Below are 14,777 nucleotides of genomic sequence, written 5' to 3'. Positions count from 1 at the left end.
GATCAGGGCATGTAACTCCAGGGTGGTCACGTGCTTATGCAAAGTAAGCGTTTGCAAAGATTGGGTTACCCCAGCATGTGGGACGGGCGTCCCGAAACGCTTCGGCGCATCCGCGCTTGACCACAGGGCCCGGCATTGGCAAGGTTTTGCAGGCTTCGCGCACACCGTACGGCAGACCAATCCCGTTTCTCCACTGAGGACGGAACAAGCGGCGGTGACCGGGCAGCCGCCCGCGCCGCACCTGGAGGACTGAGTTGATCCCCATCCGCTCCGTGACCATCACGGCGCTCGCCTCGGCCGTCCTGGCCACCACCCTCACCGGCTGCCAGTTCGGCGCGGCGGAGCAGGACACGAGCCCCATCGTGATCGCCGTGGACCTGGAGCTGTCCGGCTCGGCGGCTCCGGCCGGCAAGGCGTACCAGCGCGCTCTGGAACTGAAGAGAGACCAGCTGAACGCCTCGGGCGCCCTGGGCGCCCGGAAGATCGAACTCAAGGTGAAGGACAACCGCTCGGACGCGAGCGAGTCGCTGCGCAACGTGAACGACTTCAGCAACGACTCGCAGGTCAGCGCGCTCATCATGGGCGGCTGCAACGAATGCGCCGTCGGCGCCGTCCGCACGATCAACGAGAAGAAGCTCCCGACCGTCGCGCTCGCCCCGACCAGCGCCGTCGCCAGCCCGGTGGCCGACCGCCGGTACGTGTTCAAGCTGGCCCCGAACGCGGTGGACAGCGCCGCCGCCCTCACCGGTGAGCTGCGCCGCCGCGGCATCCGCAAGGTCGCGGTGCTCAACAGCGAGGACAGCTACGGCCGGGAGGGGCTCGCCGCCCTGCGCAGCGAGCTCGTCAAGGCCGACATCCGGCTGGTCAGCGACCAGGGGATCAAGGCCACCGAGACCGAGGTCGGCCAGCCGGTCCGCACGCTGGCCGAGCGCGATCCGCAGGCACTGATCGTGTGGACCCCGCCGGAGCAGGCGATGCTCGCCGCCAGCGCCGCCCAGCAGGCCAAGTTCAAGGGCTCGCTGTTCTTCGACGCGGCGGCGGCCGGAGACCTCTTCCTCGGCGCGTCGACCCGGTCGACCGAACGGGCCACCCTGATCTTCACCCAGACCATGGTGATCGACGACGTCATCGCCACCACCCCCGCCAAGGCGGCCCGCCGCCAGTGGTTCCAGGACTACACGGCACGGTTCGGCGGCTACAACGGCTTCTCGTCGTTCGCCGCGGACGCGGTGCAGCTCATCGCCGACGCCGAGCTGCGGGCCGGCGGCCAGCCCGGCAAGCCCGGCCGGGACGGCCTGCGCGACGTGCTTGAGACGTCCCAGTTGGACGGCCTGTCGGGCCCGATCCGGATGACCCCGGACAACCACTCCGGGCTGATGCCGCAGGCCCTCACCACCCTGGTCGCCCGGGGTGGCCGCTGGCGGCTCGCCGGCTGACGAGGGTCCGCCGTGACCGGCGCGGGACCGCGCCGGTCACGGCGGACATCCGGTCGGCCGACCGGGCGAACCGGCCGACCGACCGGGCTCACCTGGTCGAGGTGGTCTCCCGGACCCACGGCAGGGCCAGTCGCTCCAGGAAGACGAGCGCCGAGTAGAGCAGGATGCTGACCAGCGCCACCAGCATGATGGCCGCCCACGCGGTGGCGGTGTCGCCGATGCCGGCGTACTGGGTGACGACGTACCCGAGCCCACTCTCCCCGGCCTGGAACTCGCCGATCACCGCGCCGATCGCGGCCAGCGGCATGGCCACCTTCAGGCCGACGAAGATCTGCGGCAGCGCGGCCGGGAACCGCACCTTGCGGAACGCCTGCCACCAGGACGCGTTCCAGGAGCGGACCAGCTCGGCGATGTCCGCCGGGGTGGTGGTCAGGCCGGTCGCGGTGGACAGCACGATCGGGAAGAAGCACAGCAGGAAGACCATGGTCAGGATCGGCTTCTGACCCCAGCCGAGCGCCACCACCAGCAGCGGCCCGAGGGTGATCTTCGGGACCGCGTTGACCGCGACGAGCAACGGGGTGAACATCCGCTCCACCGTCCGCGAGGCGGCCAGCGAGAGCCCCAGCAGGACCCCGGCCACGGCGGAGAGCGCGAAGCCGATCAGGATCTCCAGCAGGGTGCTGCCGGTGTGTTGGAGCATCTTGTCGGGCTTGTCGGTGAACGCCGACAGCACCGAGCCGGGGGTGGGCAGCGCGGCGGGGTGGACCAGCTCCAGCCGGGCGGTGACCCACCACACCGCGAACGCGATCAGCAGGCCCGAGGCGGGCAGCAGAGCGCCGTTGAGTCCGAACCGCACGCCGGCGTTGAGACCGGGTCGCCCGGGTGCGGGTGTGGGGGCGGAAGCGACGGGCCGGGGCGCGACCGCCGGCTCCGGTGACCGGAGGTCGGTCATCTTCTCCTCCTCTTCCACCGGCGCGGTGGCCGGGGGATGGAACGGGGGTACGCCCCGCCGGAGGCCGGCGGGGCGTACCCCCGAGGACGGTCGGACTGGTCAGGCCTTCGGCGCGAGGTCGAAGTCGATGATCTGGTCGGGGGTGAGGTTCTGCTTGAGCGAGCCCGCGCCCTGGAGGATCGCGATGCTCTTGGCGACCCGCCCGCTGTCCAGCGTGCCGATCTGGGTGCCCGAGTTGCTGGACCGGACGTACCCGGCCATGAGCTGGAGCTCCGCGGCGGCGGCGGCCGGGTTGCTGGCGTCGACGTTCTTCTTCAGGATGTCGGCCGCCTCCTGCGGGTTGGTCAGCGCGTACTCCAGGCCCTTCATCAGGGCGGCGGTGAACCGCTTGACCATCTCCGGCTTTTCCTTGGCGATCTTGGTGGAGGTGATCAGCACGTTGCCGTAGAGGTCCTGCATCACGTTGCTGTAGGGCAGCATGACGGCCTTCTTCTTGGTCACCGACTCGATGGTCGGCTGACCGACGACGAACTGGCCGATGCCGTCGACCTGGCCGTTGGCGAGCGTGCCCATCAGGGTCTGCGCGTCGCCGTTGACCCAGGTCACCTTGCTGGCGTCCACACCGGCCAGCCGGGCGTACGTCGGGAAGAGGTTGCGGACCACGGAGCCGGGGGTGTCGGCGAGCTTCTTGCCCTCCAGGTCCTTCGGAGAGGCGATGTTCTTGCCCTCGACGGTCGCGATGCCCGCCATCGTGCGCTGCTGGATGGCGGCCACGGCGATGAAGTCCTTGGCCACGCCGTTGCCGAGCTGGAGCAGACCACCGGTGAGGTCGATGGGGCCGAAGTCGGCCTGGCCGCCGACGATCGTCTGGATCACGGTACCGGTACCCTGGCCGGGCTTGATCTCGACGTCGAAGCCGGCTTCCTTGAAGAAGCCCTTCTCCTTCGCCACCCAGGCGTAGGAGTCACGGCCGAAGTTGCCAAAAGAAGTGAGGTACGTCACTTTCTCCAGCCCCTTGCCGTTGCCACCCTTGGCGCCGGACGAGTCCGAGCCGCCGCTACACGCGGACACCAGGGTGAGGGCAGTGGCCAGAGCGGCCGCGGCGACCGTGCGGGTCAGCCTGTTCATCTGTGCACCATGTCCTTTCCGACCAGGGACGATGCGCCTCTGGACGGGTCGTCGAGAGCGACGGCGTCGACAGAGGGGGGAGCCGACGCCACCGTCGTGAGGGGACTTCTCGCCGGCACAGACTACGCAAGGGACCTGCCGGTGTAGCCAGGAGTGTCGGTTGCGGAACGGAAACGAACTGTCGTCCACCCCGGCCCCCCCGAGACGCCCGGCGGCGGGCTACCCTGGCTGCGCTCCTGATCGCTTACTCAGGGAGGACACCGGCGATGATCCGACTGTCCGGGGTGTCTCGTACCTTCGACGGCCGCTCCGGCCGGGTCGAGGCGCTGCGGGGGATCGACCTCGACGTGGCCGAGGGCGAGTTCGTCGCCGTGCTCGGGCGCTCGGGCTGCGGCAAGTCCACTCTACTGCGCATGGTCGCCGGGCTGCTGCCGGTCACCGCCGGGCAGATCACCGTCGGCGGCACGCCGATCACCCGTCCCCGCCGGGACATCGCCATGCTGTTCCAGCGGCCCGCCCTGCTGCCCTGGCGATCGGTGCTGGACAACGTCCTGCTGCCGGTGGAGATCTTCGGCTGGAAGCGGGCCAGGCACCGCGACCGCGCCCGGGAGCTGCTCGAACTCGCCGGGCTGGCCGGGTTCGAGAAGCGCCTGCCGCACGAGCTGTCCGGCGGCATGCAGCAGCGGGTGTCGCTGTGCCGGTCGCTCATCGGCGACCCCCGGGTGATGCTGATGGACGAGCCGTTCTCCGCCCTCGACGCGCTCACCCGCGAGGAGCTCTCCGGCGAGCTCCAGCGGGTGCACATGACCAGCGGCGCCACCATCGTCTTCGTCACCCACTCGATCGACGAGGCGGTGCTGCTCGCCGACCGGGTGGTCGTGCTGAGCCCCCGCCCCGGCCGGATCCGCTCGGTGGTCGAGGTGGACATCCCGCGCCCCCGTACCCTCGGCCGCAACGCCCACCTGGCCGACGTGGCCCGGGTCAGCGCCGAGCTGCACGAACTGCTGATGGAACGGGACGCCCCGACCGGGCCGGCCCCGGTGCCGCTCGATCACGGCACCCACCGGCAAACCCCGGCACAGGCCGGCGCGAAGGAACGCTGACCGTGCGGGTGTCCGTCTTCATCGAGCCGCACCGGGGCGCCAGCTACGACGACCAGCTCCGCTTCGCCCGGACGTTGGAGGCGGGCGGCTTCGAGGGCTTCCTGCGGGCCGACCACTACCAGGCGCTGGGTGCCGACCCCGGGCTGCCCGGCCCCACCGACGCCTGGCTCACCCTCGCCGCGCTGGCCCGGGAGACCACCCGGATCCGGCTCGGCACCCTGGTCACCTCGGCCACCTTCCGGCTGCCCGGGCCGCTCGCGGTGATGGTCGCCCAGGTCGACCAGATGAGCGGCGGCCGGGTGGAGCTGGGCATCGGCGCCGGCTGGTACGAGCGGGAGCACACCTCGTACGGCATCCCGTTCCCCGCCGTCGGGGAGCGCTTCGACCGGCTCGACGAACAGCTCGAAGTGATCACCGGCCTGTGGCGCACCCCGGTCGGCGGGACGTACAGCTTCTTCGGCGACCACTACCGGCTGGTCGACGCGCCCGCCCTGCCCAAGCCGGTGCAGCAGCCCGGCCCCCCGGTGATCATCGGCGGGCGCGGCCCCAAGCGCACCCCGGAACTGGCCGCCCGGTACGCCGACGAGTTCAACATGCCGTTCAAGAGCGTCGCCGAGACGGCCGCCGCGTACGACCGGGTGGTCGAGGCGTGCGACCGCCACGGCCGTACCGGCTCGGGGCGGGCGCCGCTGGTGCTCTCCGCCGGGCTCGTGGTGGCCGTCGGGCGCACCGACGCCGAGGTGCGGCACCGGGCCGCACCGCTGCACGCCAGGAGCGCCCTGCCGCCGGAGGACCCGGTGATCGGCTCCCCCGCCCAGCTCGTCGACCGGATCGGCGAGTTCGCCGCGATCGGGACCGCCCGGGTGCACCTGCGCCTGATCGACCTGGCCGACCTGGACCACCTGGAGCTCATCGCCGCCGAGGTGCTCCCGCAACTCGGGGCGGATCGACGACCGACGTGACCGGCGGGACCGGGCCGGGTGGCCGGCGGCCGACGCCGACGAGCCGGCCGGCGGTCCACCGCTCCCCCGGGGTCGTCCACCTGCCTGCCACTGTCGGAGACACGACGTACCTGGCCCGGCTGGCCGAGCTGAAGTAGCCGCAGGCCGGGCGCGTCGCCGCGCCGCGCTGCGCCAAGGTGGCGATCGGGGGCACCGGGCCGTAACGTGCGCGACATGGCCTTTCGGACGTGGGGCAAGCTGCTGCTCACCGCGCTCGGGGTGAGCGTGCTGGCCGGGGCCGGCCAGCTCGGCGTCGCGTACGGGTTCGGCATCGTCCGGCTCGCCGGCGAGTTCACCGACGCCACCGTCAACCGGTGGCCGGCCCAGTTGGTCTGGGTGAGCTGGTTCGCGGCGGTCGCCGCCGTCGTCGGGGCCGTGGCGACCGAGCGCCTCGCCCGCGCCGAACCCGTCGTGGCCACCACGACGGGTCAGCTCGGGGTGGCCGGCGCAGCGGCGCTGGGCGCGACCGTCGTCACCCCGCTGTGCATGCAGCCGGCCCGCGCCACCGAGCTGACCGGTGTCGACCCGGTCTGGGCCGTCGGCATCTGCGCCGTCCTCGGCGCGGTGGTCGGCGCGGGGGCGGCGCTCGCCGTGCTGCTCCGCCCGCCGCTTGGCTGGAACCTGGCGATGGTGGCCGGCGCGGTGTGGCTGGTCGCCCTGGTCTCGTCCCTGCCGGCCCTGGTCGGCACCGGCCCGATGCCGACCGTACGGCTGGGGGTGTTCGAGCCGGGCTGGCTCGGCTCCGCCGCGGCCCAGCGGCTGGCCATGCTGGTGCTGCCGCTGGTGGCCCTGCTCGCCGGCGCGGCCTCGGGCGCGCTGGCCCGCTGGCGGGGCCACCCACCGCTGATCGGCGGCGCGTCCGGCGCGGCGGGCCCGGTGCTGGTCGCCTTCGCCTACCTGGCCGCCGGCCCGGGGAGTTCCGTCGACCGGTACCAGCTCGCCCCCTACCACGGGGCCCTGATCGCGGTCGCCACCGGCGTGCTCGGCTCCGCCGCCGCCGCCCTGGCCCGCTGGCCGCTCGGTACCCCCGGCCGCGCCGCCGACCAGCCCGCGGCGCCGGACGTGGCCGCCGGCGACCCGGCGATCGAGCCCACGGACATCCTCCGGCCGCTGCCGACCGGCCCGGCCGTGCCCGCTGGCAGCGACGCGGGCGACGCCGACCCCGTCGACCCGCCCGCCTCGGACGCCGCAGCGGCCCGTCGGGTCCCCGTGACCGTCGGCGACCCGCTGCCGGAAGAACGGCCCGGCGGCACCCGGGACCGTGCCGCGACGGGCACGCCGGCCGGGAGCACCCCGGCGCACTGGGAGTGGCCGATGGCCGCCGGGGCCGCCCGCGCGACGCCTGCCACGCAGGCCGCCCCGCCCCACCCCACCGACCCGCACGCCACCGCCGACGCCGCCTTCCCCGCCGACGCCGCGCCCCCCATCGCCCACGACTCCCACCCCACCGGCGTCTCCCCCGTCGCCGACCCCCGCCCCGCCGATGTCCGCCCCGCTGACACCCGCGCCGCTGACGCGTCTCCCGCCACCGACGCCGCCCGCACCGGCGACGAGGACGCGGGAGTTCCGGCCGCCCCGGCGCCCCGGCCGAAGCGGGTCCGCAGTCCGAGGGTCGGCACCGGGCCGGGAGCGCCGGCCGCCGAGACGCCCCCGCCGGCCGACAATCTCGGCCCGGCCGACACCCTCGGCCCGACCGACATTCTCCGCCCGGCCGACACCGAACCGGCCGCCGTGACGGATCGGAGCGCCGCCGACGCTGCGGGCACGAGCCGCCCCGGCACGGGCGTCACCGCCGACGCGACGGGCGAAACCCGACCCGGGCGCCCGCTGGACACGGCAACCACCGCCGACCCGACGGGTCCGGCCGGCTCCGGGAGTGCTCCGGGGACGGATGAGGTCGCGGCCGGTGCCCCGGACCGCTCCGGAACCGCCGCTCCGGCGGCCACCCCGGTCCGGCGGCGAGCCGAGCCCGCGTTCTTCGAGGCACCCTCGTTCGACGACGTGGTGCAGCCCGCCCCGCCGGAGCCGACCCGGACGAACGACGGCCCGCGCGACCCGTCGCCCCCGGCCGCGCCGGAGAGCCGGCCGGACCCCGTCGACCCCGACCCGCGCCCCCGGCCTCGGCGGCCCCTTCCCGACCTGGGGCAGGTGACGAGCTGGGACGCGTTCGGCAACGCCGTCCGGCGGGCGGGTCCCACGGCGACCGGCGACCGTGGCGGGGCCGGGCCGCAGCCCCCGGACCCCCGGCCGGCCGAGCCCGGACCGAGCGAGCTGGGCCGAGACGGCGGCGGTGGCCGGGACAGCAGCGGACAGACCGCCCACCCCGGACCAGTCGACAGCGGCCGGACCAGCCCCGGACCGGACGAGTCCGGGTCGGTCGACGCCGGGCCGGCCAGCAGCGGGCCGGGCAGTGGTGGGCCGGCCAGCAGCGGGCCGGGCAGCGGCGGACCGGGCAGCGGCGGACCGGGCAGCGGCGGACCGGGCAGCGGCGGACCGGGCAGCGGCGGACCGGGGAACGCGAGCACGGCGGCTGGTGACGCGCCCGAGGATCCGGCTACCACCCGGTCCCGCCTCCGGCGTGCCCTGTTCCGGCGCAACCGGGCCCGGACCGCCGGCGAAGCGGCGCCCACAACCGAGCGGGACGACCGCCGGGAAGCACAGCCGCTGCCGGCACAGGACGAGGAATACGTCGACTGGGTCGCCGGCCTGGCCCGCCCCGTGCCGGACCCGGCCGGCGGGCCGGAGGGCAGCCAGCGGTCGCTGCGTTCCTCCGGCCGCCACCACCGGGACTGACGGCGAGGGCCGACGACGGACGGCCGGCGTGCCGGGTCTCGCCACAGGTCCCGGCACGCCGCCGACCCCGAAGCCGCCGACTCGGGGCTCGCCCACCGACCCCGGCACGCCGCCGACCCGGGGTCTCGCCCACCGGCCCCGGCACGCCGCCGGACCGCCCAGCCGCCTCGACCCGACGTCCTCCCGGGCGGGTCAGGCCAGCGGCAGGTAGACCCGACCGCCGGAGGCGACGAACTGCTCGGACTTGTCCCTCATGCCGCGCGCCGCGTACTCCTTCAGCTCCTGGGTGATCTTCATTGAGCAGAACTTCGGGCCGCACATCGAGCAGAAGTGCGCGGTCTTCGCCGGCTCGGCCGGCAGCGTCGCGTCGTGGTACGACCGCGCGGTCTCCGGGTCCAGCGAGAGGTTGAACTGATCGGACCAGCGGAACTCGAACCGCGCCTTCGACAGCGCGTCGTCCCAGGCCTGCGCCCCGGGATGACCCTTGGCCAGGTCCGCCGCGTGCGCCGCGATCTTGTACGCGATCACGCCCGCCTTCACGTCGTCCCGGTCCGGCAGTCCGAGGTGCTCCTTCGGGGTCACGTAGCAGAGCATGGCGGTGCCGTACATGCCGATCATCGCCGCGCCGATCGCCGAGGTGATGTGGTCGTACGCGGGCGCGATGTCCGTGGTCAGCGGGCCGAGGGTGTAGAACGGGGCCTCGTGGCACCACTCCTGCTGGAGGTCCACGTTCTCCTTGATCTTGTGCATCGGCACGTGCCCGGGGCCCTCGATCATCACCTGGACGTCGTGCTCCCAGGCCACCTTCGTCAGCTCGCCGAGGGTGCGCAGCTCGGCGAACTGGGCCTCGTCGTTGGCGTCCGCGATGGACCCCGGTCGCAGCCCGTCGCCGAGCGAGAACGTCACGTCGTACCTGGCGAGCAACGCGCACAGCTCGGCGAAGTTGGTGTACAGGAAGTTCTCCTCGTGGTGCGCCAGGCACCAGGCGGCCATGATCGAGCCGCCCCGGGAGACGATCCCGGTCACCCGGTCCACGGCCAGCGGCACGTACGGCAGCAGCACCCCGGCGTGCACGGTCATGTAGTCCACGCCCTGCTCGGCCTGCTCGACCACCGTCTCCCGGAAGACCTCCCAGCTCAGCTTGACCGGGTCCCCACCGACCTTCTCCAGGGCCTGGTAGATCGGCACCGTCCCGATCGGCACCGGCGAGTTGCGCACGATCGCCTCACGGGTCTCGTGGATCCGGCTGCCGGTGGACAGGTCCATCACGGTGTCCGCGCCCCAGCGGGTGGCCCAGGTCAGCTTCTCCACCTCCTCGGCGACCGAGGAGGTCACCGCCGAGGTGCCGATGTTGGCGTTCACCTTCACCAGGAACGCCCTGCCGATGATCGCCGGCTCGCACTCCGGGTGGTTGACGTTGAGCGGCAGCACCGCCCGGCCCGCCGCGATCTCGTCCCGCACCAGCTCCGGGGCCACGTTCTCCCGGATCGCCACGAACTCCATCTCCGGGGTGACGAGGCCGGCCCGGGCGTACGCGAGCTGCGTCGGCCGCTTGCCGTCCGCGCCCGCCAGCGGGGTCCCGGCGCCCCGGACCGGCGCGACGTCCCCCCGCTCGGCGATCCACGGCCCGCGCAGCGGCGGCAGCCCCACCTCCGGGTCCGAGCCGGGGCCCGAGGTGTCGTAGAGCCGGACCGGCGGGTTGTCCCCGGTCAGCTCGACCTCGGCGAACGGCACCCGGACGTCCGGCCGGTCCCCCTCGACGTAGACCTTGCGTCGTGCCTGCATGACAGCCTCCCTGGTGATCATCCGGACCAGCCGAAGTGGTCCAGCGGGCCATGTCCCGCGCCCAGTTCCCAGTCCCGCGCGCCGGTCAGCGCGCGGGTGACGTACCTCTTGGCGGCCACGACGGCCACCGGCACCGGATCGCCCAGCGCCAGCCGGACGGCGATCGCCGCCGAGAACGTGCAGCCCGTGCCGTGGCTGTGCCGGGTCGGCACCCGGGGCGCGCGCAGCAGGACGGTCGCCCCGCCCCCGTGCAGCACGTCGACCGCTTCGCCACCGGTGACCGTGTCGCCGCCGGTGATCACCACGTGCGCCGGGCCGCCGGCGACGAGCGCCCGGGCGGCGGCGACCACCTCCTCGGCCGTGGTCACCGGGCGTCCGGTGAGGGCCGCGGCCTCCGCGCGGTTCGGCGTCGCCACCTCCGCGTACGGCAGCAGCCGCTCGACCGCCCCGATCACGCCGAGCCGGTGCCCGCTGGTGGCGGCCAGCACCGGGTCGATGACGAGGTGCGGCAGCCGGCCCGCCCGTGCCGCCCCGGCGACCGCGTCGGCGACGGCCGGGGTGCCGAGCATCCCGATCTTCACCGCCCGGACGCGGAAGTCGCCGAGCACGCTGTCGAGCTGCTCGGTGACCGTGCGCGGCGGCAACGGCAGGACGGCGTCCACGCCCCGGGTGTTCTGCGCGGTGACGGCGGTGAGCACGCTGGTGCCGTACGCGCCGAGGGCCGCGAAGACCTTGAGGTCGGCCTGGATGCCGGCACCCCCGCCGGAGTCGGAGCCGGCGATGGTCAGCACGGTCGTCGGCGTCACGCCGGTCACCTGCGCTTCCCGGCGCCAGCCGTCGGGGGCTGCGGCCGACCGCGCCCACTCGGGGCGGTCAGGCCCGATCCCTCCGTGGGCCCGGTCGGCCGCAGCCCCGTTCGAGAGACCTCTTCGCGGTCGTGCCGGGTTCGCGGCGGCTCGAAGGGGATGGTCAGCGCGGCGGCTGCCCCGCCGGGGTCGCCGGCCCGCATGATCGCGCCGAGGACCGCCACCCCGACGGCACCCGCCTCGACGCAGGCGCGGACCTGGCCCGGGGTCTCGATGCCGCCGAGGGCGAGGACCGGCACGGGGCTGAGCCGGATCAGCTCGCCCAGCCGGGCGGGGCGCAGCGGTGGGCCGTACCCCGGCTTCGACCTGCTCGGATACACGGGCGAGACGGTGACGTAGTCCTCCGTGGTCAGTCTCGCCAGCTCGGCCGCGTCGTGGCAGGAGCGGCCGACGAGGCCGAGGCGCGGCGGCGGGTACGGGCCGGCGGCCGGCAGGTGGGCGGCGTCCCCGCCGAGGGGGTCGGGGCCGGCGACGACCAGGGTGCCGCCCGCCTCGGCGAGGATCGGGCGCAGGTCGGCGGCGAGGGCGGCCCGCTCGGCGCGGGGCAGGTCCTTCTCCCGCAGCACCACCCACCGCGCTCCCCCGGCCACGGCAGCGCCCACGACGTCGACCAGTCCCCGCCGCGCCTGCCACCGATCGGTGAGCACGACAACGCCCGACGGAACCTGGACGATCCTGGTAGGAGGCGGTCCCGCCGGGGGCCGGTTGCCACCACGATCGGCGGAAGCGATGCGGGTCACAGGTCCGGCCTTCCCTCGTCCGGGGTGGAGGCCAGGGCGTGGAAGCGGCGGGGGATGCGGCCCGCACCGGCGGCGAGGCGGCCGGCGCGGACCGCGTACCGCATGGCGGTCGCCATCGCCACCGGATCGGCGGCCCGGGTCACGGCGCTGGCCAGCAGCACCGCGTCGCAGCCCAGCTCCATGGCCAGCGCCGCGTCGGAGGCGGTGCCGATCCCGGCGTCGAGGATCACCGGCACGTCGACGCCCTGCCGGATCAGCCGGATGTGGTGCGGGTTGTTGACGCCCATGCCGGAGCCGATCGGCGCGCCTGCCGGCATCACCGCGGCGCAGCCGACGTCGGCCAGCCGCCGGGCCAGGATCGGGTCGTCCGACGTGTACGGCAGCACGGTGAACCCGTCGGCGACCAGCGCCTCGGCGGCGCGCAGCAGCTCCACCCCGTCGGGCAGCAGGGTGCGCTCGTCGCCGATCACCTCCAGCTTCACCCAGTCGGTGCCGAACGCCTCGCGGGCCAGGTGGGCGACCCTGACCGCCTCGCCGGCCGTGTGGCAGCCGGCCGTGTTCGGCAGCAGCTTCACCCCGCACCGCTCCAGCAGGTCGAGTAGCCCGCCGGCGCTGCCCGGGGCGGTGTCGACGCGGCGCAGGGCGAGCGTGACCAGCTCGGTGCCGGAGGCCCGGATCGCCTGCTCCAGCGCGTGCAGGCTGGCCGCGCCGCCGGTGCCGAGGATCAGCCGCGACCCGAACGTCTCGCCGCCCAGGACGAGGGACGCCGGCTCGGGGGCGGCCCGGTCGGGGTACGCCGGTGCGACGGGCATCCCGCTCACCCGCCCTGGGCGGCGCTGAGCACCTCGACCCGGTCGCCGTCGCGCAGCGCGGTCGCCGGCCAGCCGGCGCGCGGCACCACCTCGCCGTTGACGGCGACGGCGAGGCCGCCGCGCTGCTCGGTGACCAGGCCGACCAGGTCCGCCACGGTCGCACCGGGGGGCAGCGTCCGCCCGGCGCCGTTCACCGTCAGTTCCATGTGCGTGCTCCTCCTCGAAGGCGACCCGGCCGCGGTCGGTCGCGCGGGCCGTGGTCGGTGGGGCCGGGCATGGCCGGTCGCGCCAGGACGTGGCCGGTCGCGCCGTGATCAGCCGTGCCGGCGGTGGCCGGCGAACCGCTCGGGGGTGAAGGGGGCGAGCAGCGGGTCCGCCTCCCCGGTGACGACCAGCTCGGCGACGAGGTCGGCGGTGACCGGGGTGAGCACGATGCCGTGCCGGTGGTGCCCGGTGGCGGCGAGCACCCCGGGCCGGCCGGGCAGCGGCCCGATGATCGGCGCATTGTCCGGGGTGCCGGGCCGCAGCCCGGCGGACGCCTCCGCCAGGTCGTACTCGGCCAGCTCGGGAACCAGGTCGACGGCGGCGCGCAGCAGCCGCAGCACCGCCCCGGCGGTGACCCCGGTGTCGGCGCGCTCCTCGACGGTCGCGCCGACCACCACCTCACCGCCGTCCCGGGGCACCAGGTAGACGGATTCGCCGTCGGCGTACCCCCGGATCACGTGCCCGAAGCCCGGCGGGCCGCCGCCGGGCGCGCGGAGCCGCAGGATCTGCCCCTTAACCGGCCGGACCGGCAGCCCGGTGAGGGCGGCGGCGCCGCAGCCGGCGGCGACGACGGTCACCCGGGCGTCCAGGTCGGACAGCTCCCGCACCGGGCCGGCGACCAGGGTCGCGCCGGCCCGCTCGGCGGCGACCCGCAACGCGGCGACCAGCCGCCGGGGGTCGACCTGGTGGTCGCCGGGGGCGACCGCGCCGCCGCGGACCCGCGGGGCGAGCGCCGGCTCGCGGTCGCGCAGCTCCGAGGGGCGCAGCGGGGTGATCGGCAGCCCCAACCCCCGCTGGTACGACCACAACCGCCGCGCCTCGGCCAGGTCGTCGCTGGTCAACCCGACGACGAGGGTGCCCTCGGTGCGGTACCCGAACCCGGTCCCGGCGGCCTCGGCCAGCTCGGCGGCGAACCCGGGCCAGCGGGCGGCGGAGGCGGCGAGCAGCCCGGTCAGCTCGTGCTCGCCGAAGTACGCCTCGGCGACCGGCGACAGCATCCCGGCCGCGACGTGCGACGCGCCCGACCCGGGTGCCGGGTCGTGCACCACGACCCGCAGCCCGCGCGCCGCACACCGCCAGGCGACCGCCAGCCCGACCGGCCCGGCACCCACCACCGCCACGTCGGCGGTCCCCTGCCCGGTGGCCGTCAGCACGTCAGCGCCCCGAGCAGCTCGGCGGTGGCCCGGCCCGGGTCGGCGGCGGCGGAGAGCGCCCCGACCACCGCCACCCCGTACGCCCCGGCGGCGCGCAGCGCCGGGACCGTCGCGGCGGTCACCCCGCCGATGGCGATCACCGGCACGGCCACGGCGGTGGCGACCGCACGCACCCCGGCGGGCCCGATCGGGTCCGGCAGGCCGGTCTTGGTGTCGGTGGCGTGGCACGGGCCGACGCCCAGGTAGCTGGCCCCGGCGGCCACCGCGTCGGCGGCGGTGCCCGGGGACCGGGCGGTCGCGCCGAGCGTCGCGGCCGGGCCGAGGAGCCGGCGGGCCGCCGCCACGGGCAGGTCGTCCGCGCCGACGTGCCCACCGGCCGCGCCGACCGCGAGCGCCACGTGCAGCCGGTCGTTGACCAGGCACGTCGCCCCGTACGGCGCGCACGCGGCGACCACCCGGCGGGCCAGGTCGTACGCCGCGCGGTCGGTGGTGTCGTCGGTGACGCGGACCTGGACGACCAGCTCGGCGCGGGCCACCGCGAGGGCGGCGCGCAGCACGGCGAGCGGGTCCCGGCCCGGCCGGGTGTCGGTGATCAGATGCAGTCGCCCGAGGGACGGCACGGCAACTCTCCTCCCTGCGCCGGCATTACCCGGATCAGGTTCGACGGTCGGGGGCTCTCAGCCCCCCTCTCAGCCCGGTACACCGGGCTCCCGTGGGTTACTTGCGTGTCACCGTACGACGGA

General features: G+C 75.2%; 13 protein-coding genes, 1 pseudogene and 1 riboswitch. Of the genes and pseudogenes, 5 read left to right on the top strand and 9 right to left on the bottom strand.

Annotation, left to right across the window (positions count from 1 at the left end; genetic code table 11):
- Positions 1-254: 254 nt before the first annotated feature.
- Positions 255-1,436 carry an ABC transporter substrate-binding protein gene (locus tag C5N14_RS02290; protein ID WP_117665132.1) on the top strand — a complete coding sequence of 394 codons (1,182 nt, stop codon included), beginning with the start codon at positions 255-257 and terminating at the stop codon, positions 1,434-1,436.
- Positions 1,437-1,524: 88 nt separating this feature from the next.
- Here C5N14_RS02290 and C5N14_RS02285 read toward each other — a convergent pair whose 3' ends face one another.
- Together C5N14_RS02285 and C5N14_RS02280 are read right to left on the bottom strand one after the other, a co-directional pair.
- Positions 1,525-2,388, bottom strand: a complete 864-nt coding sequence (locus C5N14_RS02285; RefSeq protein WP_117665131.1) for an ABC transporter permease — start codon at positions 2,386-2,388, stop codon at positions 1,525-1,527.
- A gap of 99 nt (positions 2,389-2,487) precedes the next feature.
- Positions 2,488-3,516: an ABC transporter substrate-binding protein gene (locus C5N14_RS02280; protein WP_117665130.1), complete on the bottom strand. Its 1,029-nt coding sequence runs from the start codon at positions 3,514-3,516 to the stop codon at positions 2,488-2,490.
- Positions 3,517-3,782: 266 nt separating this feature from the next.
- Between C5N14_RS02280 and C5N14_RS02275 the strand changes: the two genes are divergently transcribed.
- The 4 genes and pseudogenes from C5N14_RS02275 to C5N14_RS02265 all read left to right on the top strand — a co-directional run bounded on the left by C5N14_RS02275 (position 3,783) and on the right by C5N14_RS02265 (position 8,413).
- Positions 3,783-4,619 carry an ABC transporter ATP-binding protein gene (locus C5N14_RS02275; protein WP_117665129.1) on the top strand — a complete coding sequence of 279 codons (837 nt, stop codon included), beginning with the start codon at positions 3,783-3,785 and terminating at the stop codon, positions 4,617-4,619.
- 2 nt (positions 4,620-4,621) lie between these two features.
- Positions 4,622-5,581, top strand: coding sequence for an LLM class F420-dependent oxidoreductase (locus tag C5N14_RS02270; RefSeq protein WP_117665128.1), 960 nt, complete (start codon positions 4,622-4,624; stop codon positions 5,579-5,581).
- 16 nt (positions 5,582-5,597) lie between these two features.
- Positions 5,598-5,718 (top strand): annotated as a pseudogene (locus C5N14_RS34060) (cupin); the annotation flags it as partial.
- 76 nt (positions 5,719-5,794) lie between these two features.
- Positions 5,795-8,413: a hypothetical protein gene (locus tag C5N14_RS02265; protein ID WP_117665127.1), complete on the top strand. Its 2,619-nt coding sequence runs from the start codon at positions 5,795-5,797 to the stop codon at positions 8,411-8,413.
- A gap of 192 nt (positions 8,414-8,605) precedes the next feature.
- Here the strand turns inward: C5N14_RS02265 and thiC are convergent, their stop codons facing one another.
- From thiC to thiE, 7 genes are all read right to left on the bottom strand, one after another.
- Entirely contained in the window at positions 8,606-10,198 is a 1,593-nt protein-coding gene (gene thiC / locus C5N14_RS02260; protein ID WP_117665126.1) for a phosphomethylpyrimidine synthase ThiC, read from the bottom strand.
- A gap of 17 nt (positions 10,199-10,215) precedes the next feature.
- Complete coding sequence (gene thiD / locus C5N14_RS02255) at positions 10,216-11,004, bottom strand: bifunctional hydroxymethylpyrimidine kinase/phosphomethylpyrimidine kinase (RefSeq protein ID WP_117665195.1); 789 nt, start codon at positions 11,002-11,004, stop codon at positions 10,216-10,218.
- A 5-nt stretch (positions 11,005-11,009) separates the two neighbouring features.
- Positions 11,010-11,738, bottom strand: a complete 729-nt coding sequence (locus C5N14_RS02250; protein WP_117665196.1) for a thiamine phosphate synthase — start codon at positions 11,736-11,738, stop codon at positions 11,010-11,012.
- Between the two features lie 62 nt (positions 11,739-11,800).
- A complete protein-coding gene (locus C5N14_RS02245; RefSeq protein WP_207892593.1) occupies positions 11,801-12,616 on the bottom strand; it encodes a thiazole synthase in 816 nt (271 codons plus the stop codon).
- A 5-nt stretch (positions 12,617-12,621) separates the two neighbouring features.
- Positions 12,622-12,822 (bottom strand): sulfur carrier protein ThiS, encoded by a 201-nt coding sequence (gene thiS, locus C5N14_RS02240; protein WP_117665125.1) that lies wholly within the window; start codon positions 12,820-12,822, stop codon positions 12,622-12,624.
- 108 nt (positions 12,823-12,930) lie between these two features.
- Positions 12,931-14,034: a glycine oxidase ThiO gene (gene thiO, locus C5N14_RS02235; protein ID WP_165878017.1), complete on the bottom strand. Its 1,104-nt coding sequence runs from the start codon at positions 14,032-14,034 to the stop codon at positions 12,931-12,933.
- Positions 14,028-14,654, bottom strand: coding sequence for a thiamine phosphate synthase (gene thiE, locus C5N14_RS02230; protein WP_117665124.1), 627 nt, complete (start codon positions 14,652-14,654; stop codon positions 14,028-14,030). The genes thiO and thiE overlap by 7 nt, the downstream gene beginning before the upstream one ends.
- Positions 14,649-14,758, bottom strand: a riboswitch (TPP riboswitch). Its footprint overlaps the gene before it by 6 nt.
- Positions 14,759-14,777 lie beyond the last annotated feature (19 nt).

Source organism: Micromonospora sp. MW-13 (genome assembly GCF_003434305.1).
Lineage (GTDB): Bacteria > Actinomycetota > Actinomycetes > Mycobacteriales > Micromonosporaceae > Micromonospora.
This window is presented reverse-complemented; position numbering and strand designations above follow the sequence as displayed.